The following is a 23,811-nucleotide window of genomic DNA, read 5'->3' on the forward strand; positions in this document are numbered from 1 at the left end:
ATAGATGAGCTCGAAGTTATGTTGCTGTCGGAAGAGCCGGCGGTAAATACGGATGCACTTTTGTACAGGATAAAGGGGACAGACCCCTTTAACTCAGTACAAAGCGTGGGGCGAGGCAACCGAACAGCGCTCTGAATTCGCACAGCAAGTCGGCCTGACCAACCCGACCAGATTCCAAGGCCAATACCACGACCACGAAACCGGCCTGCACTACAACCGGCATCGGTACTACGATCCAAGGGTCGGGCGATTTATCAGTAAGGATCCGATTTGTTATGAGGGTGGCATTAATGTTTACCAATACGCCCCGAATCCCCTGGTCTGGACGGATCCGTTGGGGTTGGCTGCCCATCGTGGTCGGATCCAGGCTCAAGGCGCAAAGCTTGAGGAGTCGGTTGCTTGGAACCAAGATAAACCCCTCACCGCGAGTGAGTCCAAGCAAATGCTGTCTGAGCTAAAGGAGAAACTTAACAAGAAAGATCTTGCTGCCAGGGAGGACGCTTTCAAAAAGGCCATCAAGTACATTGATAATGCGTGCAGATGTGGCGGAGCAGATTCGTATATCAACCATTCGTTTATGGCGAAAGACACCAAACATGAACGGGTGGACATTGAGGTTGTCACCGGTAAGGCTTTCGTGGAGTAAATATATGTTCAACAGCTATTTAGATAACGCGCAGTCCTACGTTGAACTGGAAAGACATTTATATGAGTTATTTAGTTCGGAGGGACAGGTGTACGGGCTGGACACCGGCAAATTTAAAGTGCCGTACTGCAATACAAAATTTTCGGATGGGACGCCGTGCCAAGACGGCAACCCAATATTCTCTGCGAGAAATGAGAGTAACGGTCAAATCCTAAGAATAGTGCTTGATGAGGATATCGACACGCTGGTGTCGTATCATGACAAAGAAATGAATTGTGAACTCGTCTTGGTAGGGAAAGTGGCTTTGCTGGATGAGATAAAACAAGAAATGTGTAAGTGGATTAAATCTCAATGAAGGATAAAGGGGGCGGATCTCTTTATCTAGAAAGAAAGAAATTTTTGTAAGCCGAGACGGCTCACAGAGTCACGGTTCACGTGGTGATGTGGATGATTTGACGCGTAAAGAGAAAGATTACCTTCGATCACAGGTATTCAGCCTATGAAAAATCTTACGGCTTTTACCGTACATGGCACGGCCATTGGCAGTAATAAAAATATTCAACTTGATGAGATATCAATTATCGCGGATTCCGAAACCATGAGAGCTTTAGGGAATTTTCTAATCAATGCGGCGGACGGAATGGCACAGTTCGGCTTGGAGCACCTCCACCTCCAAGACATAGTTGAAAAATTTTCCCATGAAACTCATGTAGATTTCATCGCCCTGAACCGTGAAGTTGTGGAACCTACGAAAGGCTAGCCAATGGCTAAAGGGGACGGATCCCTTTATTTCGGAATAGTTCTCGATGAGGATGTTGATCATTTGTTTTGTATAGCGATAAAGGTATGGGCTGCGAGTTCGTTATCATGGCTGGGGTGGATTTGTTGAAATACATTACCGAAAAAATGGCTGAATGGCTTAGATCTCAGTAAGTTTACCGCAAACAATCGTAGTAAATAAGCGGAAGGCTTTCTTCAGCGATATTCACTGACCTACAGTTAGTTCGTAGAGGTTAAAAACATTATGAGTAATGAGTATAGGCTGGTATTGGCAGACGAAAGTATCTGTCAGCACGTCATGGATTTTCTTAAGTCCAGCGCTTTTTACGTTGAATACCACGAGGGATCTGTCTATCTAAAAGATTGGAGCTTGAAAAACGGAGCTCATTACGAGGTGCGTGTGATCCAGGAGGATCGCCATTCGCTTTGGCTTCAGGTCAATCTTAGAACTCCAGCGTTACATGACCTGCTGAAGGCAGCGGTAGGAGAGGCCCCATATGAATGTCTAGAGGATGGCGATCTCGATCATGAAGTATCGTTACATGATGCATTGGGTTAGACAAAGACGTGATCGACCCTGTTAATTGCGCAGACGAAAAGGGGCGGGGCGCTGCCCTCGAGTTGGCTTGGATCAGCGCCCCCGGGGACAGATTAATTTACGGTGAAGCGTTGTAAAAAAATCAGTCCCCTTTCGCTCAAAATCCCATTTCGCTCCAGCCAGCTCTCTTACCAAAACGTCGCTGAGGGCGCATTCACCTTACCGCCAATCACCGCAATTGCCTTTTCCACATCACCCACTTCGGTATAACGCCCCAAACTCAGCCGCAAGCTGCTGCCCGCCTGAGCCTGACTCAACCCCAGCGCCAGCAACACGTGGGAGACGCTGCTGCTCGCCGAGTTGCAAGCAGAGGTCGAGGACACCGCCAGTTCACTGGCAAGGCTGGCAACGTTAAACCCCGGGCTGTCGATGCAGACGTTCAGGGTGTGGGGAATGCGCTGTTGTGCATCGCCGTTGAGGCTCACGCCGCTCAAGCCGAGCAACCCTTCACGCAGTTGCGCCGACAAGGCGCTGATGCGCCTCACTTCCTCGGCCATTTCAGCGCTGGCCAGTGCGTATGCCGCGCCCATGCCGACGATCTGGTGAGTGGCGAGGGTGCCGGAGCGGTAACCCTGTTCGTGGCCGCCACCGTGCATCTGCGCTTCGAGCAGCGGCTGTGCGCGTTCGCCGACATAGAGCGCGCCGATGCCTTTCGGGCCGTAGGTTTTGTGCGCGGAAAAGGACATCAGGTCCACTGGCAGCGTGCTCAGGTCGATCGCCACTTTGCCAGCGCCCTGGGCAGCGTCGACATGGAACAGGGCGCCGTGGTCACGGACCTGTTGGCCGATGGCGGCGATGTCGGTCACTGTGCCCAGTTCGTTATTGACCAGCATCAGCGAGACCAGCAGGGTGTCGTCGCGCAGTGCCTGGCGCACGGCGTCGGGGTGAATCAGGCCGCGGCTGTCGGGTTCGAGCCAGGTCACCGGGCAACCGGCCTGCTCCAGTTGGCGCACGGTGTCGATGACGGCTTTGTGTTCAATGGTGCTGGTGATGAGGTGGCGGCGGGGGCCGTTGCGCGGGTTGAGCGCGATACCCTTGATCGCCAGGTTGTTGGACTCGGTCGCGCCTGAGGTCCAGACCAGCGCGTCGGCACTGCAGCCCACCAGTTCTGCAACCTGACGGCGGGCCAGTTCAACGGCCTGGCGGGCTTGATTGCCGTAGGCGTGAGAAGAGGAGGCCGGATTGCCGAAGGTGCCTTCGCGGCCCAGGCACGTAACCATGGCCTGGATGACGCGGTCATCCACCGGTGTGGTGGCGGCGTAATCGAAATAGCAAGGAAGTGTTTTCATGGGAATTTCTGCGCTGTCCGTCGTGCAGAAAATACTACTAGCGTCAGGGTGAAAAAAAATTGATTCCTCCACGGAGATTTACCGTATTTGTAGAATCTATTTTCGTTAATGGCGTGCTCGGCGGAATATCATTCCCGGCGCTGTCCATTTTGACCTATCTTTATCACTTCCCGGCATATGGCATTACTGAGGTCACCGCACATTCCATGGACAAATTCGACCAGGCCATCCTGAGCATCCTGCAAAACGACTGCACCCGCCCGATTGCAGACGTCGCCGACAGTGTCGGGCTTGGCAGCACCGCGTGCTGGCGTCGAGTGCAGAAGCTCGAAGAGCAGGGCGTGATTCGTGGCCGGGTTGCATTGCTTGACCCGGCGCAGTTGAACGTCGCGGTGACAGTCTTCGCCGCAATCCGCACCAATCAGCACAACGCCCAGTGGCTGGGTCGGTTTCACGACCTGATCGCCACGTTGCCCGAGGTGGTCGAGTGCTACCGCATGGCGGGTGACACCGATTACATGCTGCGAATCGTGGTGCCGGACATTGCAGGCTACGACGCCGTCTACAAAAAGCTCATTCAGCTGTCAGGCATCACCGACATGAGTTCCAGCTTCGCCATGGAGCAGATCAAGTCCACAACCCAGCTGCCGCTGAGCTACACGTCGTGAGAGTCGCAGCGCGGTGAATTAACAACACCTGGTCCAAATCCCGCGCAAAAAAAACAGCCATACGACGATGGCTGTTTTTTTATGGCATGGAAGAAGATGGCTTGAGGGAAATCAGACGCGGGCTTTGTCGATCCACTCCATCGAAGTCCGCCAGATGCAGATCCCCAGGAAGTACGCCGACATCGCCAGCCAGACGAACAAGGTTACCGACGCGTTGTACGGGTGGTTCATGACCAACAGGAAGCTGCAGAAGAACCAGACGGCGGTGACTGCGATATTAAGGGCCATGAATCGGCGAACGCGGAAGGGGTGCAGGAACTTCATGCGTGTGACGGTCAGCAGCGCCAGACAGATCACGGTGATAAACGTCAGCCACGGTGCCGGGGAAAGGATGTAGACACACAAGGCGACGACGTTCCAGGCGGCGGGGAAGCCCTGAAAGTAGTTGTCCTTGCTCTTCATCTCGACGTTGCAGAAACAGAACAGCGACGACACCAGAATGATCGAGGTGGTCAGCAGCAGGGTGTATTCCGGCAGCGGGATGTAGCGGTATATGAACAGGGCGGGGATGAACACGTAGGTGAGGTAATCGATCACCAGGTCTAGCACTGAGCCGTCAAAATGCGGCAGCACCGACTGCACGTTCAGCTTGCGCGCCAGTGAGCCATCCACGCCGTCGACAATCAGGGCAAATCCCAGCCACAGCAGGCACGCCTTGGGTTGGTTATCGAACAGGGCAATGGTCGCGAGAAAGGCGAGCACCACCCCCGTGGCGGTAAAACCATGGGCGCCCCAAGCCTTGAGCCAGGCGATGCGTTGGATAGGAATCATGAACGGTCCTTCTGAAAATAAGCGGGTTCGGTCGGGTACGGCAGCGGTCGACAGAACCAGAGGTGCATCTATCGACCGGGGATCGGTCGATAAGGTTCATACGTAGCCCCTACACGGTAGCAGGCGGCGCAGGCTTTCGTTACTCAAATGTGACGCGAGGCCCTCAGACTGCGGCGGCGCAGATGTCATTGGTCGGCTGATCGGGAAAGCAGGCAAAATGCTGGCCCCTCGTTCTGACCTATGCGTTCAGAATCCGCGTCTTATCAGTCAGTTAGGCAGGGAATCGCATGTCGTTTATCAGGATCGCATTAACCTTCTGCCTCCTCGCCACGGTGACTTCCCAAGCGCTGGCCCGGAGCCCCAGCAAGAACGAACGCGATGTCTGCACTTGGGGCGCCGGCATGGCAGCCACCGCTCAGCGGTACAAACTGTCCGGCCTGACGCTGTATGGCGCTCGCAAGAAAATGCAGGCCCAGCACTTTGCGCAGCAATGGATGCGCATGAGCGCGCTGGGTATCACCGAGCAAACCTACGACAGCCCGTCGCGGCTGCGGCCGGAAAGCGTCAAACAGGTGTATTACGAAGGCTGCATCAAGCACGAAGTCGCGCGGCGCTGATCCATCGCGCCGCAGCCCGAAGGGGCGCAGCGCGATAAGCCGGTCGATCCGGAATCAGTGCGGCGCGCGGGGAATGGTCTTCAGCAGGTCCGCCGGGCTGATATGGCCCACCACCTGAACGCCGCTGCCTGGGTGCGGCAGTCCGAGAATGTGGCCTTTGATCTTGCCGATCACGTGCATCTCGCACGGCTTGCAATCGAACTTCAGCGTCAGCACTTCATCGCCATGCACCAGCTGCATCGGCGCCACCTTGGTGCGCACGCCGGTCACGCCCTTGGCCTGCTTGGGGCACAGGTTGAAGGAGAAGCGCAGGCAGTGTTTGGTGATCATCACCGGCACTTCGCCCTTTTCTTCGTGGGCCTCGTACGCAGCGTCGATCAGCTGCACGCCATGACGATGATAGAAATGCCGCGCCTTCTCGTTGTACACGTTGGCCAGGAACGACAGGTGCGCCTCGGGGTAAACCGGCGGCGGCGAGGTCTCCGGCTTGCGGGCTCCGCGCGGATGCGCCTGGATGCGAGCGGCAGTCAGTTTCTCGATAACCTCACGGCGCAAGGCCTTGAGCTGCGAGTTCGGAATGAAGAACGCCTGCGGCGCGTCCAGTTCGATGGCGGTCGCGTGGTACTCAGTGGTGCCGAGCTGGCCGAGCAGGTCGTGAAGTTGCTCCAGCGCCTGCTCCGGTTTATTGGCAACGCCAAACGGACCGTTCAGCTCGACGCGGGCGCTGATGCCTTCTTCGCTGGTGGCGACCAGTTCCAGACGCTCTTCTCGCAGGCGCGCGACCCATGACAAACCGATGCGGCGTTCGGCCGACGTCTTCTGCAAGGCCTGCTGCCAGTTGTGATCGAGGTTGCGGCTGAGGGGATGGTTCGGCCGCAGTTGCAGGCCTTTGGGCATCTCGTTGGGCTCGACGCGGTAGCGATAGCGCTTCTCGCCGTCATCCTCGAACTCGCCTTTGGGCTCGGCGATGTTGGCGCGGAAACCCACCACTTCGCGCTTGACCAGCACATTAAGGCCGTCGCCGTTGGACAGCGGCTCGTGGGTCACCACCTGCAAATCACGCTTGCCGACTTTCTCGACCACGCCGACCAACAGGCCGGTGAAGGTCGGCGAATCGAACGCGCCGATGTCGATCTTGCGGTCGGTGACGAAGTAGTCGGTGCTGCCCCGGTGGAAGGTTTTGTCCGGGTCGGGCAGGAAGAAGTGCGCGGTGCGGCCGCTGGAGGCGCGGGCCAGGTCCGGGCGGTCTTCCAGAATGTCGTCCAGACGCTGGCGGTAGTAGGCCGTGATGTTCTTCACGTAGCCCATGTCCTTGTAGCGGCCTTCGATCTTGAACGAGCGCACGCCGGCGTCCACCAGTGCGCGCAGGTTGGCGCTCTGGTTGTTGTCTTTCATCGACAGCAGGTGTTTTTCGTAGGCAACGACGCGGCCCTGATCATCTTTCAGCGTGTAGGGCAGACGGCAGGCCTGGGAGCAATCGCCACGGTTGGCACTGCGCCCGGTGTGCGCGTGGGAGATGTTGCACTGACCGGAGAAGGCCACACACAACGCACCGTGAATGAAGAACTCGATGGCGGCATCGGTTTCGTCGGCGATGGCGCGGATCTCTTGCAGATTCAGTTCACGGGCCAGCACCAGTTGCGAGAAGCCAGCCTGATCGAGAAAGCGTGCGCGCTCCAGCGTACGGATGTCGGTCTGGGTACTGGCGTGCAGCTCGATGGGCGGAATGTCCAGCTCCATCACGCCGAGGTCCTGCACGATCAGAGCGTCGACGCCTGCGTCGTACAGCTGATGGATCAGCTGGCGTGCCGGTTCCAGCTCGTTGTCGTGAAGGATGGTGTTGATGGTGGTGAAGACGCGGGCGTGGTAGCGGCGGGCGAATTCGACCAGTTGGGCGATTTCGCTGACGTCGTTGGCCGCGTTGTGGCGCGCGCCGAAGCTCGGGCCGCCGATGTAGATCGCGTCAGCGCCATGCAGTATGGCCTCGCGGGCAATGGCTACGTCGCGGGCGGGGCTGAGCAATTCCAGGTGATGTTTGGGCAGAGACATATGTTTTTAGTCGGCACGGTCACGGTCAAGGCGCGCATTGTAGCGGCGAAACGCTTGACCGGCACCCGTCTGCTGCCCGATGGCGCCTGCGGGTTGAGCGGGGCGCCAGAATCACCGCGTGATCAGCCCTTGGCGGCCATCGCCGTGACTTCCACGCGCATGCCTTCGACGGCCAGCGCGGCAACGCCAACCGCAGCGCGCACGGGCCAGGGTTTGGCGAAAAAGCGTGTGTAGACTTCGTTAAATGCGGCGCGATCGGCCATGTCGGTAAGGTAGATGGTCAGATGCAGGACGCGGTCCATGGAACTGCCGGCCCTTTCCAGCGCCACTTTCAGCGCCTGCAGGGTGCATTCGCTCTGCTCGACGATCCCGCCCAGTTCCAGACTGCCGTCGGCGCGGGTGGGGATCTGTGTTGAAACCAGCAGACCGCCGAAACCGGCGACGTCCGAGGAGATCGAGTCGGCGTCTGGGTCGGGCGTGAAGGTGATGTCGTGATTGGCCATGGAGGAGGTCTCTTCAACGAGTCGGTGGATGACGGGCCGGGAAACGGCCGGCGGTCATGATGTCCGACTCGGAAGGGAAAAGGGAGGCTTGACAGGGTCGCAGCCGCCCGGTTCGACACGGGACCCGATCAGAACGCTAGCGGATAGACGAAGGGGGCCAGCGTACAAAAGCGAGCCGCCCTCACGTTATCTCTGACGGGAAGGCGGCTCCGGGGGGGTTGTCAAATCGGCGGATTCAACGTGTTTGAAAGTAGCAGTGGCGTATACCGTTAGCTAGCTATCATTTCGCAATACAGTATTGCCGATGCGGAAATAATCGAGCCCCCCGCGCTGGCGCACCTCGCGAAACCGCACGGTGCCACCGCTGCAAAAAACTCCGAACTCATCCCCCGGTCGTTCAGTCCACCCTTAACACTGACCGTTTGCGTTGGACTATTTCGAGGAGAGCCCCATGACTGATTACCCGAAACCGCCTTTCAAACCTCAACAGCAAACCGTTCCTGGCGATCAGAGCAGAATGGACCCTTACCCGGATTGCGGCGAGACCACTTACAAGGGGTCAGGCCGCATGAGCAACAAGATCGCGCTGATCACTGGCGGCGACAGTGGCATCGGCCGTGCCGTGGCGATTGCCTATGCCCGTGAAGGCGCCGACGTGGCGATCTCGTACCTCGACGAGCACGAAGACGCCAAGGAAACCGCCCGCTGGGTGGAGGATGCGGGCCGTCAGTGCCTGCTTTTGCCGGGCGATCTGGCCGACAAAGCCCAGTGCCTGTCGATCGTCGACGAAACCGTGAAGAAATTTGGCCGCATCGACGTGCTGGTCAATAACGCGGCGTTCCAGATGTCCCACAAAACCCTCGAGGAAATCCCTGACGAGGAGTGGGTGAAGACCTTCGATATCAACATTACCGCGATGTTTCGCATCTGCAAGGCCGCCGTGCCCCACATGGCCGCGGGCAGTTCGATCATCAACACCAGCTCGGTCAATTCCGATTCGCCGAAGCCGACGCTGCTGCCCTATGCAGCCACCAAAGGCGCCATCGCCAACTTCACCGCGGGCCTTGCCCAGTTGTTGGGTGAGCGTGGTATCCGCGTAAACAGCGTCGCGCCCGGCCCGATCTGGACGCCGCTGATCGTGTCGACCATGACCGATGAAGACGTGAAAAGCTTCGGCGAGGAAACGCCACTTGGGCGGCCGGGTCAGCCGGTTGAAGTCTCGCCGATCTATGTGCTGCTAGGCTCCGACGAAGGCAGTTATATCTCGGGGACACGTTATGGCGTGACCGGCGGCAAGCCAATCTTGTAACGGCTCCAGTCGCTGCGCATACCTGCTCGGCGAGTAGCGCGCATGAAAAGGGGCTGCCAACGCAGCCCCTTTTTTCGTCCCTCGTTGCGTTCGCCGTCAAACGCCTTTGGCAGTGTTCTTCAGGTCGTCGGCCATGTTCTTGCCGGCGTCCGATACCGTTTCCCATGTCTCGCTAACCGTCGCCTTGGCTTTCTGCGTGAGGTTGTCACTGGCCTTGCCAAACGCCTTGTTCTCCTTCTCGGTGCTCGGCAACGCAGCGCCGAGGGCCGCCCCCAGCGCGATGCCCATCGCGGCGAGCGCCAACGGTTGCTCGCGCAGCATGTACTGGAAGGTGCCTTGCAAATGACGACCCTGACGTAGAAGCGCTTCCTGGGCATTGCCGGCTGACGATGACAGCGTGTCTTTCATCGCCGCCGTCTTCTCGCTGGCCTGATGCCTGAGATCGTCCAGGGTGTGGCTGGCGGATTCACCAAACTGCCCGACCTTGTCGCTGGCCTGGTGCGCCGATTCCCGTGCGTGATCCGTCGCGCCGCTGAACGTCTCGCTCACGCTCTGCGCAGCACCGCTGAGCTTCTCGCCCAGTTGCCCGAACATTGACGCGTCACCGCTGCTGCCTGACGTATGGCCGGGCTTTTGATTCTGCCCAAGCATCAGCCAGGAGATGCCCACAGTGGTCAGTAGCATCGGCATCGGGTTGTTCTTGATCGAGGTGCCGAGGTTGCCGAAAAACTCGCCGCCGTTTTCCCGAGTGAATGCCAGCGCCTGATCAATCAGTTGCCCGGGGGACAGCTTGCTCTCCAGGGCGTCGACCAGGTTTTCAATGTTGGCCCTGCGCGCATCGATGTTGCGCTCGATCGCGTCCGGGCTTTTCGCCAGGAGCGGGTCGGGGACGTCGCGGTTCAGTTCATCTTCGCTGGCAAAGCTGCTGTCGATGCTCATGAGACTTTCCTCTGAATGGCGTCTTTGTCCTTGCTGAGCGAGTTCATCGTGCGCTCAGGGGCCAGTTGGGTGGCTTCAAGGTGTTTCTTGCCGGATTGCACCATCAAATAGCCGACAAGCATTGCCGCCACGCCCACGATCAGCGCAGCCAGCCAGGGCGCAACGACCATCGCCAGCGCGTACACGGCGGCCAGCAGCAGGATCACCAATCCGGCCATCATGATGACCATGCCGCCGGCGAGGGCCGCGGCTGCCGCTTTGGCAGTGGCGACCGAGGTGCGGATTTCGGCCTTGGCCAGCGCAAGTTCTTCGCTGATCAGCGCCGGGACTTCGTGGGCCAGCTGGCGGATGAGGCCAAGCGCCGAGGTGTCGGTGTCGCCACTGTGGCTGGCGGTGCCGCGCGGCGGGAGTTCAGAATTGATCGACATTAGAATTCTCCCCGTGGCGAGGGCTTTTCAGGCGCTGGTGAATGGGTGGGCGCCGGGCTGGAGGCTGTTCCGGGGTCTGCATTGAAGCTGCCCAGCTCTAAACCGGATTGCTGAATTCCGCCGTCATCATCTGCGGCGGCTGAACGCTGGGCGGTGGGGTTGTATGGGGCCAGTGGATCCGGCGTCTGGATCGGTGTGCCGCGGGAGGCAGCACCTTCGTACGGGTGACGAGCATTCAGACCTTGGTCTTCGCCCGCCTTGAAGCCGCCATCGCTTTCCCCTGAAGGGTACTGCGGCGAGTCGGGGGCGGAGGACGACGTGGATGAAGTCGACGCGGTCAGGTCCGGGCTGCTGGCGCGGAGGAATCGGGACAGTCCGAAGCCCACCGCCACACTGCCGGTCACAAACAGCGCAGGGTTTTCCCGTGCCAGCCGACTCGCCTGCTGCAGCATCTCCTCGGCGCTTTTGCCGCGCATGCTCGTCGCGAACGCGCTCAGGCTCTCGGCGATGTCGCTGATGTAATGGGAGATGCCCAGGGTGTCCTTGTCCTGCAGCTCTTCCGCCGCAGCGCTCGCCGTTTTCGCCAGGTGTTCGATCTGCTCGGCGGCGCTGTCGCGGTAACCCCCAAACTGCTCGGTGCCGTGTTCGCGGGCCGTGCCGAGCAAGTCTTTTGCGTTGTCTTGCAGAGTGTGCAGCGCCTCGCCTGGAGACGCGGGGCGCGGTTGAGCGCCTGCGGTGTCTTCGCTGAATGTAGGCATTTGATCATCATCCTTAAATCAATCGGGACATCATTCGCGGCAAAGGCACACTCGGTGACGCGCGCACCTGGCCATCTCACGCGGCAAGGAATCTGCGCGCTGTGTAAGGGTGGAGGGGCCTGGCGAAGCGGGAGTTCGGGGTCAAAGACGGACGGTCGAGCTGTTGATCCGAACGCTGGAACGGCGGGGCGATGATCGATCTGTTCGGGCGTGAGTTGATTCGAATGAGGGGAAGGTGAGGGCAGCATCGGCGCGCGGTCATTGCGACCGTGCGCCGTAAAACGGGCCAGCCTCAGCCCTTGCTGTGCTCCTTGGACGTCGGCGCTTCAGCGATCCCCCGTGGCCCGGCGATGCCCCAGATGGCGACGCCGATGACCGGAAAGATAAGGATCAGCACCGCCCAGCCGAACTTGGTGCCGGACGATTTGGTGCTGCGCCAGACACTGGCGATGGCCCACACGTCGACCAGAAGGATGATCACCGCCAAGGCGATCGAGAAGAGCGTTTCCATATCATTGTCCTCGGTGCGCGCCCCATCACATGGCGGGGATGCCGGTGACGGTTCCGGTTCCGGTTTGGGTCACGGTTTCGGTTTCGGTCAGAGGGATTTCAGGGCTGCCCGGTGTCAGGATGACCTTGCGGCAGTCTTCCTGTTTCTTGTCGAAAATCTTGTAACCCTCGGCGGCCTGCTCCAGCGACAGGCGATGGCTGATGATCGCTTCGGGCGCAAGGCGGCCGGTTTCGATGTGTTCGAGCAGTTCCGGCAGATAACGCTGGACATGGGTCTGGCCCATTTTGAAGGTCAGGCCCTTGTCGAACGCATCGCCGAACAGGAAGCCGTGGATGAAGCCGGCGTACACGCCCGGCACGCTGACCACGCCGCCACGGCGAACTGCCGCGATGCACTGGCGCAACGCCTTGCCGCTGCTGCCTTCCATTTTCAGGTTGGTCAGGATGGTTTCGGTGGTGCTGCCCTTGGCTTCGAAACCTACCGCATCGACCACGCCGTCAACGCCGCGCATGCCCTTGGTCTGACGGATGATGGTGTCCGCCGGATCGTCGTCTTCATCGAAATTGATCGGAATCACGCCATAGGTCGCCTGGGCGTATGCCAGGCGGTAGGCGTGGTGGTCGACCATGAAAATCTGATCGGCGCCCAGCATCCGGGCCACGGCCGCTGCCATCAAACCAACAGGCCCGGCGCCGTAGATGGCGATGCTCGACCCCTGGCCGATGCCGGTATTGAGGACCGCCTGATAACCGGTGGGCAGGATGTCAGACAGGAACAGCACTTTCTCGTCCGACAGCGTGCCGGGGACCTTGAACGGGCCGGTGTTGGCTTTGGGCACGCGCACGTATTCGGCCTGGCCACCGGGAATGCCACCGTAGAGGTGGCTGAAGCCAAACAGCGCAGCCCCTGGCGGAATGGCCTTCTTGTTCATGATCGCGCCGCGACCGGTGTTGGTGGTCTCGCAAGCGGCGTACAGGTCCATGTTGCAGAAGAAGCATTCGCCGCAGGCAATGACAAAGGGAATCACGACCCGGTCGCCGCGCTGCACGGCGGTCACGGAAGAACCGGTGTCTTCGACGATGCCCATGAATTCGTGCCCAAAAATATCGCCGTGTTCAACGGTGGGGATCTTGCCGCGGTACAGGTGCAGGTCAGAACCGCAGATCGCCGTGGCGGTCACGCGCAGGATGATGTCGTCAGGTTGCTCGATGACCGGGTCCGGAACCGTGTCGACTTTCACATCATGGGCGCCGTGGTAGGTAAGTGCTCTCATTGTGGTTTTTCTCCGCGATTAGGAATGAACATCTAAATAGCGGAGCAGGCGCCGGGGGATTTAGTTCAGGTCATTGCAGAAGCGGGGGGATTAGCGGTGCGGGCGGTCCCACTATGTGATCGCGGTGCCAGCAGGACCGGCTTCAGCCGGGAAGAGGCCTGCGTGAGCGCCATCAATTCTACGGTGTGGCTTCCGACGCTTTCCCGGCTAAAGCCAGTCCTACAATGAGCATGCGGTCGATTAGTAGGACTGGCTTCAGCCGGGAAGAGGCCGGTGTGTGCACCCTCAATTCTGCGGTGTGAATGCCGACGCTTTCCCGGCTGAAGCCGGTCCTACAATGAGCATGCGGTCGATTAGTAGGACTGGCTTCAGCCGGGAAGAGGCCTGTGTGAGCGCCATCAATTCTGCGGTGTGGCTTCCGACGCTTTCCCGGCTAAAGCCAGTCCTACAATGAGCATGCGGTCGATTCTTGGGACTGGCTTCAGCCAAGAAGACGCCTGTGTGAGCGCCATCAATTCAACGGTGTGGCTTCCGACGCTTTCCGGGCTAAAGCCAGTCCTACAATGAACACGCGGTCGATTAGTGGGACTGGCTTCAGCCAGGAAAACGCCTGCGTGAGCGCCATCAATTCAACGGTGTGGCTTCCGACGCTTTCCGGGCTAAAGCCAGTCCTACAATGAACACGCGGTCGATTAGTGGGACTGGCTTCAGCCAGGAAAACGCCTGCGTGAGCGCCATCAATTCAACGGTGTGGCTTCCGACGCTTTCCCGGCTAAAGCCAGTCCTACAATAAGCATGCGGTCGATTACTAGGACCGGCTTCAGCCGGGAAGACGCCTGCGTAAGCGCCATCAATTCTGTGGTGTGGCTGCCGACGCTTTCCCGGCTGAAGCCGGTCCTACAATGAACACGCGGTCAATTAGTGGGACCGGCTTTAGCCGGGAAGAGGCCGGTGTGTGCACCCTCAGTTCTGCGGTGTGAAGGCCGACGTCTTCCCGGCTGAAGACAGTCCTGCAACCGCATGCGATCCCACAGGGACATGCACTCGGCTGGACTATTTAAGGCCAACCCGCTTGCGCATGTCCGCCGTGATGGTCTGTCGGGTTTTGCCCAGGTCCGCCCAAGGGTCGCTGTCGAGTTCGGCGAGGCGTTGGTGGACGGTGTGGATGTCCCAGGCGTTGGCACCTTTGATTTCCAGCAATTCTTCGCGATAGATCGGCACTGACACCGGCAGACCCTCCCGTGTGCGGACCGAGTACGCGCATATGGTGGTGGCGCCGAGGCCGTTGCGCAGGTAATCGATGAAGATCTTGCCAATGCGGTTCTTCGGCCCCGACACTGCCGAAAACCGCTCCGGCAGCAGCCTGGCGATGTGCTTGACGATGGCATGGCTGAAATCCTTGACGGCGTCCCAGTCCGCCTTCGGCGTCAGCGGTACGACCACATGAATGCCCTTGCCGCCGCTGGTTTTCAGGAACGATTTGAGCCCCAGCTCATCCAGCACGGCGAGGGTCAGTTGGGTGGCTTCCACCATGGTTTTCCAGGGCAGCGCCGGGTCAGGGTCGAGGTCGAGAATGAAACGGTCCGGCCGCTCAAGGTTCTTGGCAACCGCGTTCCAGGTGTGCAGCTCCATGGCGCTCATTTGCACGGCGCCGATCAGCGCCTCAAGGTTGTTGATCAGCATGACCGGGTGACCGGTGTATTCCTTGCCCATGGTCTCGATGCCGGGGATGGCGAGGCGGTCGGCGTTTTTCTGGAAGAACAGTTCGCCGCCGATGCCCTCCGGCGCCCGCACCAGCGCGACGGGGCGTTGGGCCAGTTGCGGCAGTAGCCAGTCGGATATGCGCAGGTAGTAATCGGCAAGGTCACGCTTGGTCGCGCCGCGGGAGGGATCGATCACCCGCTCGGGGTGGGTCAGGCGGATCTTGCCGGTTCTGGTATCGGTGGTGTCGGATTCATGCGGACTCTCTTCCCCTTTGACAGGCTTGGATGCCTTCGCGCGCTTGCGTGGGGGCGCAGGTGTTGGCGTGTCGTCCAGCTGCTCTTCTGGCACGTCCGACGCTTGCGCGGGCTCCGACGATTGATCGGCGTAAGGCGCCGGCGCCGGAAGCTCTTCGGTGATCGACTCCGCAGGTTTGTCGGTGCGCAGGCCATGGAACACCGCGTGGCGCACCGATCCTTCTTTGGTGATCTCGGCGAAGGCGACTTCCGCCAGCAACGCCGGTGTGAGCCAGTGCACGCCTTTGGCCTCGAAACCGGTGGGCGGATTGACCACCGCGGCCTTCTTCGCGTGGAGCGGTGTCAGCTGGTCGTAAATCGTGCCCAATGTCGCTTCATTGAAACCGGTGCCGACCTTGCCGGCGTACCGCAGCTCGCCACTGTCGGCGTCGTGCAAACCCAACAGTAATGCGCCGAATTTGCTGCGTGCGCCCTTCGGATCGGTGTAGCCCACGACAACGAATTCCTGGCGACGTTTGCACTTGAGCTTGATCCAGTCACCGCTGCGGCGCGACACATAAGGGCTGCCGGCGCGCTTGCCGATCAGGCCCTCCATCTTCATCTGGCACGCGCTGTTGAGCAGGACTTCCGGTACTTCGGCGAAGTCTTCGGAGTACCTGAGCACCTCGTCGTCAGTCCGCTCAAGCACCTTGGACAGAGCGGCGCGGCGCTGTTCCACCGGCACTTCACGCAGGTCCATGCCGTTCAGAAAAGGCATGTCGAACAGATAATAAATGATGTTGCCGCTGCGGCCGGCCTCGAAGGCATTTTGCAGGGCCTGGAAGTCAGGAACTCCGTCATCGTTGGCGACGACCATCTCGCCGTCGAGCCAGGCCGACTCAAGACCCAGATCGGCGATGGCCTCGGCCTGGCGCGGCAGCTTGTGGGTCCAGTCATGGCCATTGCGGGTGAACAGCTGCACCTTGCCGCCGGCGACCCGGGCCATGACCCGGTAACCATCGAATTTGATCTCGTAGCGCCAGTCGCCTTCAGGGGCAGATTCCACCAAAGTGGCCAGTTCGGGCTTGATGAGATCCGGCAGTTCGGCGGGCTCGGCGCCCACCAGCTGCGCCTTGGCAGATTTTTTTCGAGGGGCGGGGACTTTCTCTACAGGCTTGGGCTTCTCAGCCGTGGACTTCGCCGACTTCGCCGACGCTGGCTTTGCGCCGCGCTTTCTGGGAATCAGGGTGCGCTCGCTGAGCACGCTGTCGGGCAGCGCCTTGACCACATCGTAGTCAGCTTCCGGCCGGGCAAATTCGTCCTGATGCTTGATCAGAAACCACTGTTCCTGCTTGCCGGGAATGTGGGTCTTGACCAGGTTCCACACGCCGCCAAGCTTCTCACCCTGCAATTCAAATTTCAGTTTGCCCTTGGCGTAGGCGTCGGCAGGGTCGGAGAGGGGTGTCCACACACCGCGGTCCCAGACGATGACGTCGCCCGCACCGTAATGCCCCTCGGGAATGTTGCCCTCGAAGGTGGCGTACTCAACGGGATGATCCTCGACGTGCACCGCCAAGCGTTTCGCCTTTGGGTCCAGCGAAGGACCCTTGGGCACGGCCCAGCTTTTCAGCGTGCCGTCGATTTCGAGGCGGAAGTCGTAGTGCAGGCGTGATGCGTCATGTTTCTGGATACAGAACTGCAGGGCATGGGCAGCCTTCTTGGACGAAGCGCGTTTTTTCTTCGTGTTGCCTGATGGCTCAGATGTCGCGTTGAAATCGCGCTTGCGGTTGTATTCGTCCAGTCCGGCGCTCATGGAAATCCCTCACACTGCGGCAAGTGTCTATCTAACGCAGAGTGCGGGGCCCTCGCAGAGTTCCGGTCATGCCGCTCAGACAACTCCACGCTGCTCGGTCGCTTCCGCCAACATGGCCAGGGTCTGCTCCATATCCAGAATGGAGGCTTCCAGGGTCGCGAAACACTGGTTGATGCTCTGTTTGTCGTCCACGGTCTGGTGACCGGTTAATTCCGTGACTTCGGACAGCTCCAACCGAAACAATCCGTTCACGCTGCTGCGAAGTTCGTTTAATTGATTGAGGACAACAGCCATTTGATTGCGGGTGGCATTGCTCATGTCAGGCCTCACTTTTAAGTAGCGCGTAAAAGTAGCGCGTAATAGGGCGAGCGTGCCGTGTAAAGCCCCTATGACAGATATGAAAAAGGCAGAGTCTCTGGACCCTGCCTTTCTCAACTAAAGCATTCGAGTCGCCTGTGAAAGGCGTGATCCGAATTATTTGGCAGCGTCACCACCGTGCGCCTTGGCCAGAGCTTTAGCGTGGGTCAGATGCTCTTCCAGCTTTGGCAGGGTTGCAGTCGCAAACGCTTTCAGATCGGCATCTTTGCCTTCAGCCGCTTCTTTCTTGAACAGCGCGATGGTTTGTTCGTGAGCAACAACCTGGTTGTTCGCATACGCCTGGTCAAACGACTTGGAACTGCGCAGTTCGAGGATCATCGCCTTGGCTTTGTCAATCAGCATGGCGTTGTCGGAAACTTCCAGCTTCTTGGTGTCAGCAATGCCTTTCAGTTTGTCGTTCGCCGCAGTGTGATCTTTGACCATCATGTTTGCGAATTCTTTAACGTCGGCGGAAGTGCCTTTTTCCAGCGCAAGCTTACCGGCTTCGACTTCTGCCACACCTTTGGCGGATGCATCTTCAACAAAGTCATCATTGTCCTGCGCCGCGAAAGCGCCTTGGCTGCCAACAGCCATCAACAATGCGAATGCAGAAGTCTTGAATAGATTTGTCATTGTGAAGTTCCTCTTCTTTTAAAGTGACGCGGGGTAAGTGCCCGTATTGTTTCCGACTGGAAGCAACGGCCAATCGTTCAGAGAATTTTTAAAAAACAACGCGGATGGGCAAGTTGCAGCGTCCGGTCAGGCACCTTGCTCTTCCAGTCCCTCAAACCAGTCCCGGTAGGGTGTATTGACCGCCTTGTAACGGTTGAAGTCGGGTGTGCCATCCGACCACCAGACCGGACCGCGTTCACCCAATGCAATCTTCGCAGCGTTGACCGAACCCCGCGCTGCCTTGAGTGCAGGGTCATCCTCGGCGCGTTTCGCGGCTTTGACAGCCTGCCGAGCCTTCATCAGGTCGTTAACCCGCGATTGGCGCGCTTCCTCGTCAAGTGCCGGATTGCTACAGCGCCACAGCTGGCCCTTGACGACAAAATAGCGACCGTCCGGCGTGGTCGGATAAATCACTGGATTCGCGTGACCGTCAGCACCACCGCCGCAATGCGGTCAGCCTCTTGATAGGTCTCGGTTTCCAGCTCCTCACCAAACACATCGGGGTCCATCTCGCGGTAAGACCAGGCGAGGTCAGCCCGGTCGATGAGCTTGCGCGCCTGTTCAAGGAAGAGGTCAGCGCCATCCACCGAAGGCGCACCGGTGTACAGCAACACACTGCCGCCCGGCGCCAGTCGTGCGATGGCTTGCGCCAGAATACGAACGGACAGTTGCGAACCCAACTGATCGCCTCCGTGGCGATAGGCGCGCTCCTGGCTGTCCTTCATGTACGGCGGATTGGCGACGATCAGGTCGAATTCGCCTGTGGTGCCCGACAGGATGTCGCTGTGATAGGCGACCACATTATTCGCCTTAGCCAATGATGCGTTGACCGCCGTGAATCGCAGGGCCGTCGGATTAATGTCGACAGCGAGTACCTGAGCATCCCGCCGGGCACGCCCGATGAGGATCGCGCCGACGCCACTGCCGCAGCCGATATCAACGGCGGTGCGAATGGAATGCGTCGAGGTGCGCAAGTGCTCTTCAATGGCTTGGGCGAAGCGGTAGGTATCAGGCCCGAAAAACACTGAATCGTGAGCCACAGTAGGAAAGGCGGAATGGACGAACAGCAAGTCGTCCAGGCTCGACCAGCGAACTTCGCTGGCCCACATCCCGGCGTGGGCCCGTAACACGCCGGCGGCCAGCAACGTTTCGAGTTCGGCTTCGTCCAGCAAGCCCGTTTCGAAAGGGCGGCTCCAGCCAAACACATCCCGCAGGCTACGCGCTTTGCGGTTCTGCTCACGCCCGTTGACCCGCTGATGGGTCAGCGGTGTAACGGTCATGAAACGATAATCCTCGGACTGGAGACGTTGCCCCAGCTGCAGCAGGGCGAGATCATGGTTTTCGTCGGTCGTGTCCAGGGTATCGAACGGGCTCTCAAGCGCAGTCAGGGTGCTCATCGTGTCAGGCTTCCTTGGGCCAGCTGGCGGGCGTAGATCCGGGTCGCCGCCAGACCTTCCGGCGTCGGGTGAGCGTCGGGCGCGATCAGCTCGACCAGTTTCTCGAACGGCAGCGAAGAGGCGTTACGCGGCTGTGGGGCGTCATTGCTCCCCACATGGCGACGACGGAAGCGCGTGCGGAACGGGTTGCTTTGCTCCGACGCCTGCCAGTCGCCCGCGATCCAGTCCTTCAGCAGCTGCATTTCATAACCGCTGAATACACCGAACATCACCGCACCGGGTCCATCGATCAACTGCCAGAAACGGCTGTCCTGCGGGTCCTGGTTGCGCTTGATCCAGCCACGGTCCTCCAGCGCACTCAACAGCTGACGACTCTGGCCTGGGGTCGCAAGCCAGTCATTGATCGTGCGGCCTTCGAGGCGGCAGTAGTCGGAATGCATGTGCTGGCCGAAGGTGCTCTTGGTCTCCAGCATCGAGACCACTTCTTCTTCCAGATCGAAGGCGCGGACAATGTCGGTCGAGCCAATCCCCAGATCGTTGAGCAAATAGCCGGCGCGCAGACGGTTGAGGAATTCATCCTTGCTGTCGTCATTCGGCAACAGGTCCAGCACCGCCTGCACCGCCTTCTGGGCGTGGCCCGAGCTGGCGTTGTCGATGGTCACGTGCAGGGTGAAGTAATAGGGGTCGATACCCAATTCACTCAGCTCGAAGGCGGTGATCAGCAAATGCAGCGGCAGTTGCTCGTAGCCCAGGTTGTAGCCGAGCACTTCCGGCAGGAATTCGTCGCTCAGATGGCCGAGGCCCAACTGGATGGCGCCTTGCAGATACAGGGCATCGTCGAGGGGCGCGATGGGAGCACAGTCGTGTTCAGTCAGCAGGTTGCGGTACAGGACCACATGGTTCAACGCAGGCTCGCCGTCACCCAGCTCTTCGAGGTAGGTGCGGATCAAGCCATGGTAGCGCCAATCGTCCGCATGCTTGACGGTGCCATACAGCCACGCGCCATCCACCAGCTTGCTTGGCGCAACGCTTTGCAGGAAATACAGCGCGTGAGCTTTGTTGGTGAAGAATTGTCGAGGCCCGCCGGCGCGGCGTTCCTCCAAATAGACGCGGTAACGCTCGGCCACCGCATGGCTGTTGCTGGCTACCCAAGTGGACAGGTCGTTCAAGTCAGCAGGCAGGTTCGAGGGCAGCGTTTTCGCGATTTCCAGCTGCTCCTGGAGAAAATCACGGACGTTATCCCGCTCTGCTGCCACCTGTCCGCGCAGCAAACGGGAGTACAGCGAGTAATGGGCACCGGTGGATAAGTGCGCCGTGGCAGAACGCTCGGAAAGTAGCTGTAAAGAGGTCATGGGTAGCCTGCTGACTTTTCTTGATATGTAGGTCAGAGAGAGGCAGTTCGCGAAAATTCCATCGAGTTGCAGCACAGTCGATGATCGACACTTGCGCCGGACGAAAGGCCTGGATTCTCGATTCGATCGACTACTGAATGCACACCGATCGTACAGGCCGGGCACCCGACATCACTCTTTGTCTCAGCCTGGCGCGTGGCGCCGATCAAGGCGGTGAACACGCAACGTCCGAACAGGCGCAAAACTAACCGGACGGTTCATTTCATTTGATCTGCTGTCCAGCGGCGCGAATAATCCCCCGCACACTCGCCAGGCTCGGGCCTCATCCAGGTGCCGGGCGCCCTGTATTTATCCGGAGTTCCCCCGCATGCAGCGCTCGATCGCCACCGTTTCCATGAGCGGCACCCTGCCGCAAAAGCTGCACGCTATCGCCGCGGCAGGTTTCGATGGCGTGGAGATTTTCGAAAACGATTTGCTCAATCACAACGGCGGCCCCCGCCAGGTGCGGCAGCTTTGCGCTGATCTCGGCATCGCCATCACGCTTTTTCAGCCTTTCAGCGACTTTGAAGGCTGTCGCCGCGAGCATCTGCAGCGCAACCTCGACCGCGCCGAGCAAAAATTCGACCTGATGCACGAACTGGGCACCGACCTGATGCTGGTGTGCAGCAACACCGCCACGGATTCGCTGGGCGACCACGACCTACTGCGTGAGGACTTGGGGTTGCTGGCCGAGCGGGCGGGCGCGCGTCAACTGCGCGTGGGCTATGAAGGGCTGGCATGGGGACGTCACGTCAACACATGGCAGCAGGTCTGGGATCTGGTCCGGCAGGTCGACCATCCGGCCCTCGGCGTGCTGCTCGACAGTTTCCACACGCTGTCGCTCAACGGTGACCCGAGCGCCATCGCGCAGATCCCCGCTGAGAAGATCTTCTTCGTGCAGATGGCCGATGCGCCACTGCTGAACATGGGCGTGTTGGAGTGGAGCCGGCATTTTCGTTGTTTTCCGGGGCAGGGCGCATTCGATTGTCCCGGTTTTCTCGCGGCGATTCTGCGCAGTGGATACACCGGCCCGCTGTCACTGGAGATTTTCAACGACGTGTTTCGCACTGCGCCCGCTCAGGCAACCGCCGCCGACGGCTTGCGTTCGTTGTTGTACCTGGAAGAGAAAACACGCGGGCTGCTGGAGGTGCAGCCTGAAGCCGTTGCGCCGTCGTTATTGTTCCATCCGCCGGCGCCGAGCCCCTGCCACGGCGTGGAGTTTCTCGAGTTCGCCGTGGATGACGGCCACGGCGCACGGCTGAGCCAATGGCTGCACGGCCTGGGCTTCTGCACGTTGGGTCACCACTGGAGCAACGCCGCGACCTTGCTGGGGCAGGGCGATATCAGGATTGTGTTGACCGCCGGGCATGATTCCCTCGCTCAGTCGCCCTTCGCTCAACCGCCCTTTGCCCAGTCTGACCTCGAAGTCCACGGCGCGTCGCTGCGCTCAATGGCGTTGCGGGTGGATGACAGCGTTGCCGCGCTGGAGCGGGCGCGTCAGTTCAGCGCCGAGATCTGCGGCGGTCCGCTCGGCCCTGATCAACCAGGATTTCCGGCCATGCGCGCGCCGGACGGCGGCCTGATTTATCTGGTCGAGCCCGCCGCACCGGCGCAATCGTTATGGGACAGGGACTTCACGGTGAGGCCGCTACCTTCGGCGCACAACGGTTTGCAACGCGTCGATCACGTGACCATGGCGTTGCCGACCGACGGCCTGGACAGTCAGGTCCTGTTCTTCAAGAGCGTGCTGGATTTCCAGGCCGATGCCGACGTGCTGCTGTCCGACCCTCATGGCCTGGTGAGGAGTCGGGCGGTGCGCAGCCGCTGCGGCAGCATGAGCCTGCTGCTGAACACGTCGGATCGTGGCAACACCGCGATCGCCCGCGCGTTGACGAGCTACGACCGGTCAGGTGTTCATCACATTGCTTTTGCCTGCGACGACATCTTCGTGCAAGCAGCCCGCGCCAAGGCGGCGGGCGTGCCGTGGCTGGCCATTCCGCTTAACTACTACGACGACCTGGCTGCGCGCTTCGGTTTTGACCAGGCGTTCCTCAGCAAGCTGGCTGCTCATAACGTGCTGTACGACCGCGACGCCGACGGTGGCGAGCTGTTCCACGCCTACACCCAGGCGTTCGAGGAGCGTTTCTTTTTTGAAATCCTTCATCGCAGGAACGGTTACGCCGGTTATGGCGAGGCGAATGCATCGGTGCGCCTTGCAGCGATGGCCAGGGCCTGCAGCGATTCAGCCCCGCTCTGATGGCTCGCACCGCGTTCATACGCGCCGCTTCCGTAACGCTCGGGTGCAGCTCATAATCCCGCGATTACCCCGTGGTTGTGAGCCCCGCATGAAAACCGTTGACGACAGCCTCGCCGACCTGCCCGTAGAGCCGCCCCGCAAGACCCGCAAGCACAATCCGGAAAAAACCCGCGACGACATCCTTCAGGCGGCCGTCGCCGAGTTTGTCTCCCAGGGGCTTTCCGGCGCACGAGTGGATGCCATCGCCGAGCGCACGCAAACCTCGAAACGGATGATCTATTACTACTTCAACAGCAAAGAGCAGCTCTACACCGAGGTGCTCGAGAAACTGTACGGCGACATCCGCAACACCGAGAGCAGCCTCAGGCTGGACGTCCTCGCGCCGGAAGAGGCGATCAGGCGGCTGGTGGAATTCACCTTCGATCACCACGACCGGAACGTCGATTTCGTGCGTATCGTGTGCATCGAGAACATCCACAACGGCGCCAACGTCAAACAGTCCTCGACCATCCGCGCGCTCAGCCGCAACGTCCTGCAGGCGCTGGACGAGACGCTGCGCCGGGGCGAGCAGCAGGGTGATTTCCGCCCGGGCGTTCAGGCAGTGGACCTGCACATGCTGATCAGCTCGTTCTGTTTCTATCGGGTCTCCAACCGTCACACCTTCTCGGAAATCTTCCAGATCGACCTCGAAGATGCGCAGATCAAGGCACGCCAGAAGGCCATGATCTGTGACTCGGTGGTGCGCTATCTGATCCCGTGACCAGGCGAGCACTGAGTCGGAACGCCAC

23 protein-coding genes and 1 pseudogene are annotated in these 23,811 nt (G+C 59.7%); 9 read left to right on the top strand and 15 right to left on the bottom strand.

Annotated elements, in window-relative coordinates; all coding sequences use genetic code 11:
* Positions 1-94: 94 nt before the first annotated feature.
* The 4 genes and pseudogenes from AC3ISG_RS11700 to AC3ISG_RS11715 all read left to right on the top strand — a co-directional run.
* A pseudogene (locus AC3ISG_RS11700) lies at positions 95-349 on the top strand (RHS repeat-associated core domain-containing protein); the annotation flags it as partial.
* Entirely contained in the window at positions 341-646 is a 306-nt protein-coding gene (locus AC3ISG_RS11705; protein ID WP_489299343.1) for a hypothetical protein, read from the top strand. The pseudogene AC3ISG_RS11700 and the gene AC3ISG_RS11705, both read left to right, overlap by 9 nt.
* Positions 647-650: 4 nt before the next feature.
* Positions 651-1,001: a hypothetical protein gene (locus AC3ISG_RS11710; RefSeq protein ID WP_489299344.1), complete on the top strand. Its 351-nt coding sequence runs from the start codon at positions 651-653 to the stop codon at positions 999-1,001.
* A 144-nt stretch (positions 1,002-1,145) separates the two neighbouring features.
* Positions 1,146-1,406 carry an Imm32 family immunity protein gene (locus AC3ISG_RS11715; protein ID WP_489299345.1) on the top strand — a complete coding sequence of 87 codons (261 nt, stop codon included), beginning with the start codon at positions 1,146-1,148 and terminating at the stop codon, positions 1,404-1,406.
* Positions 1,407-2,152: 746 nt separating this feature from the next.
* On the opposite strand, the gene AC3ISG_RS11720 is transcribed toward AC3ISG_RS11715, so the two are convergent.
* Positions 2,153-3,313, bottom strand: coding sequence for an aminotransferase class V-fold PLP-dependent enzyme (locus tag AC3ISG_RS11720; RefSeq protein ID WP_489299346.1), 1,161 nt, complete (start codon positions 3,311-3,313; stop codon positions 2,153-2,155).
* A 206-nt stretch (positions 3,314-3,519) separates the two neighbouring features.
* Between AC3ISG_RS11720 and AC3ISG_RS11725 the strand changes: the two genes are divergently transcribed.
* Entirely contained in the window at positions 3,520-3,981 is a 462-nt protein-coding gene (locus AC3ISG_RS11725; protein ID WP_122536251.1) for an Lrp/AsnC family transcriptional regulator, read from the top strand.
* 111 nt (positions 3,982-4,092) lie between these two features.
* Here AC3ISG_RS11725 and pcsA read toward each other — a convergent pair whose 3' ends face one another.
* Entirely contained in the window at positions 4,093-4,812 is a 720-nt protein-coding gene (pcsA, locus tag AC3ISG_RS11730) for a phosphatidylcholine synthase (protein ID WP_122536229.1), read from the bottom strand.
* 287 nt (positions 4,813-5,099) lie between these two features.
* Between pcsA and AC3ISG_RS11735 the strand changes: the two genes are divergently transcribed.
* Positions 5,100-5,429, top strand: a complete 330-nt coding sequence (locus AC3ISG_RS11735; RefSeq protein ID WP_122536230.1) for a hypothetical protein — start codon at positions 5,100-5,102, stop codon at positions 5,427-5,429.
* A gap of 54 nt (positions 5,430-5,483) precedes the next feature.
* On the opposite strand, the gene AC3ISG_RS11740 is transcribed toward AC3ISG_RS11735, so the two are convergent.
* Together AC3ISG_RS11740 and AC3ISG_RS11745 are read right to left on the bottom strand one after the other, a co-directional pair.
* Complete coding sequence (locus AC3ISG_RS11740; RefSeq protein ID WP_489299347.1) at positions 5,484-7,478, bottom strand: peptidase U32 family protein; 1,995 nt, start codon at positions 7,476-7,478, stop codon at positions 5,484-5,486.
* Positions 7,479-7,600: 122 nt separating this feature from the next.
* Complete coding sequence (locus tag AC3ISG_RS11745) at positions 7,601-7,981, bottom strand: RidA family protein (protein WP_485618524.1); 381 nt, start codon at positions 7,979-7,981, stop codon at positions 7,601-7,603.
* 451 nt (positions 7,982-8,432) lie between these two features.
* Between AC3ISG_RS11745 and AC3ISG_RS11750 the strand changes: the two genes are divergently transcribed.
* Positions 8,433-9,290 (top strand): SDR family oxidoreductase, encoded by an 858-nt coding sequence (locus tag AC3ISG_RS11750; protein WP_489299348.1) that lies wholly within the window; start codon positions 8,433-8,435, stop codon positions 9,288-9,290.
* Positions 9,291-9,386: 96 nt separating this feature from the next.
* Here AC3ISG_RS11750 and AC3ISG_RS11755 read toward each other — a convergent pair whose 3' ends face one another.
* The 11 genes from AC3ISG_RS11755 to AC3ISG_RS11805 all read right to left on the bottom strand — a co-directional run bounded on the left by AC3ISG_RS11755 (position 9,387) and on the right by AC3ISG_RS11805 (position 20,727).
* The gene (locus tag AC3ISG_RS11755; protein ID WP_489299349.1) at positions 9,387-10,229 is read right to left on the bottom strand and encodes a DUF3618 domain-containing protein; all 843 of its coding nucleotides are present in this window, start codon (positions 10,227-10,229) and stop codon (positions 9,387-9,389) included.
* On the bottom strand, positions 10,226-10,657 hold the full coding sequence (locus AC3ISG_RS11760; protein WP_272631934.1) for a phage holin family protein: 432 nt from the start codon (positions 10,655-10,657) through the stop codon (positions 10,226-10,228). Before AC3ISG_RS11760 ends, AC3ISG_RS11755 begins: the two co-directional genes overlap by 4 nt.
* Entirely contained in the window at positions 10,657-11,415 is a 759-nt protein-coding gene (locus AC3ISG_RS11765; RefSeq protein WP_489299350.1) for a hypothetical protein, read from the bottom strand. The genes AC3ISG_RS11760 and AC3ISG_RS11765 overlap by 1 nt, the downstream gene beginning before the upstream one ends.
* Positions 11,416-11,707: 292 nt before the next feature.
* Positions 11,708-11,926, bottom strand: coding sequence for a PLD nuclease N-terminal domain-containing protein (locus AC3ISG_RS11770; RefSeq protein ID WP_489299351.1), 219 nt, complete (start codon positions 11,924-11,926; stop codon positions 11,708-11,710).
* A 25-nt stretch (positions 11,927-11,951) separates the two neighbouring features.
* Positions 11,952-13,199, bottom strand: coding sequence for a zinc-dependent alcohol dehydrogenase (locus tag AC3ISG_RS11775; protein ID WP_489299352.1), 1,248 nt, complete (start codon positions 13,197-13,199; stop codon positions 11,952-11,954).
* A gap of 1,053 nt (positions 13,200-14,252) precedes the next feature.
* A complete protein-coding gene (gene ligD / locus AC3ISG_RS11780) occupies positions 14,253-16,949 on the bottom strand; it encodes a DNA ligase D (protein WP_489299353.1) in 2,697 nt (898 codons plus the stop codon).
* 75 nt (positions 16,950-17,024) lie between these two features.
* Entirely contained in the window at positions 17,025-17,267 is a 243-nt protein-coding gene (locus tag AC3ISG_RS11785; RefSeq protein ID WP_489299354.1) for a hypothetical protein, read from the bottom strand.
* Between the two features lie 156 nt (positions 17,268-17,423).
* Positions 17,424-17,939: a DUF4142 domain-containing protein gene (locus AC3ISG_RS11790; protein ID WP_489299355.1), complete on the bottom strand. Its 516-nt coding sequence runs from the start codon at positions 17,937-17,939 to the stop codon at positions 17,424-17,426.
* A 126-nt stretch (positions 17,940-18,065) separates the two neighbouring features.
* Positions 18,066-18,389: a hypothetical protein gene (locus AC3ISG_RS11795; RefSeq protein ID WP_489299509.1), complete on the bottom strand. Its 324-nt coding sequence runs from the start codon at positions 18,387-18,389 to the stop codon at positions 18,066-18,068.
* On the bottom strand, positions 18,389-19,375 hold the full coding sequence (locus AC3ISG_RS11800; RefSeq protein ID WP_489299356.1) for a methyltransferase: 987 nt from the start codon (positions 19,373-19,375) through the stop codon (positions 18,389-18,391). Before AC3ISG_RS11800 ends, AC3ISG_RS11795 begins: the two co-directional genes overlap by 1 nt.
* Positions 19,372-20,727 (bottom strand): iron-containing redox enzyme family protein, encoded by a 1,356-nt coding sequence (locus AC3ISG_RS11805; protein WP_489299357.1) that lies wholly within the window; start codon positions 20,725-20,727, stop codon positions 19,372-19,374. The genes AC3ISG_RS11800 and AC3ISG_RS11805 overlap by 4 nt, the downstream gene beginning before the upstream one ends.
* Before the next feature lie 367 nt (positions 20,728-21,094).
* Here AC3ISG_RS11805 and AC3ISG_RS11810 point away from each other — a divergent pair, with 367 nt between their 5' ends.
* Together AC3ISG_RS11810 and AC3ISG_RS11815 are read left to right on the top strand one after the other, a co-directional pair.
* Positions 21,095-23,023: a bifunctional sugar phosphate isomerase/epimerase/4-hydroxyphenylpyruvate dioxygenase family protein gene (locus AC3ISG_RS11810; RefSeq protein ID WP_489299358.1), complete on the top strand. Its 1,929-nt coding sequence runs from the start codon at positions 21,095-21,097 to the stop codon at positions 23,021-23,023.
* A gap of 88 nt (positions 23,024-23,111) precedes the next feature.
* Positions 23,112-23,783, top strand: a complete 672-nt coding sequence (locus tag AC3ISG_RS11815) for a TetR/AcrR family transcriptional regulator (RefSeq protein ID WP_489299359.1) — start codon at positions 23,112-23,114, stop codon at positions 23,781-23,783.
* Positions 23,784-23,811 lie beyond the last annotated feature (28 nt).

It is taken from the genome of Pseudomonas sp. GL_135 (genome assembly GCF_057834665.1).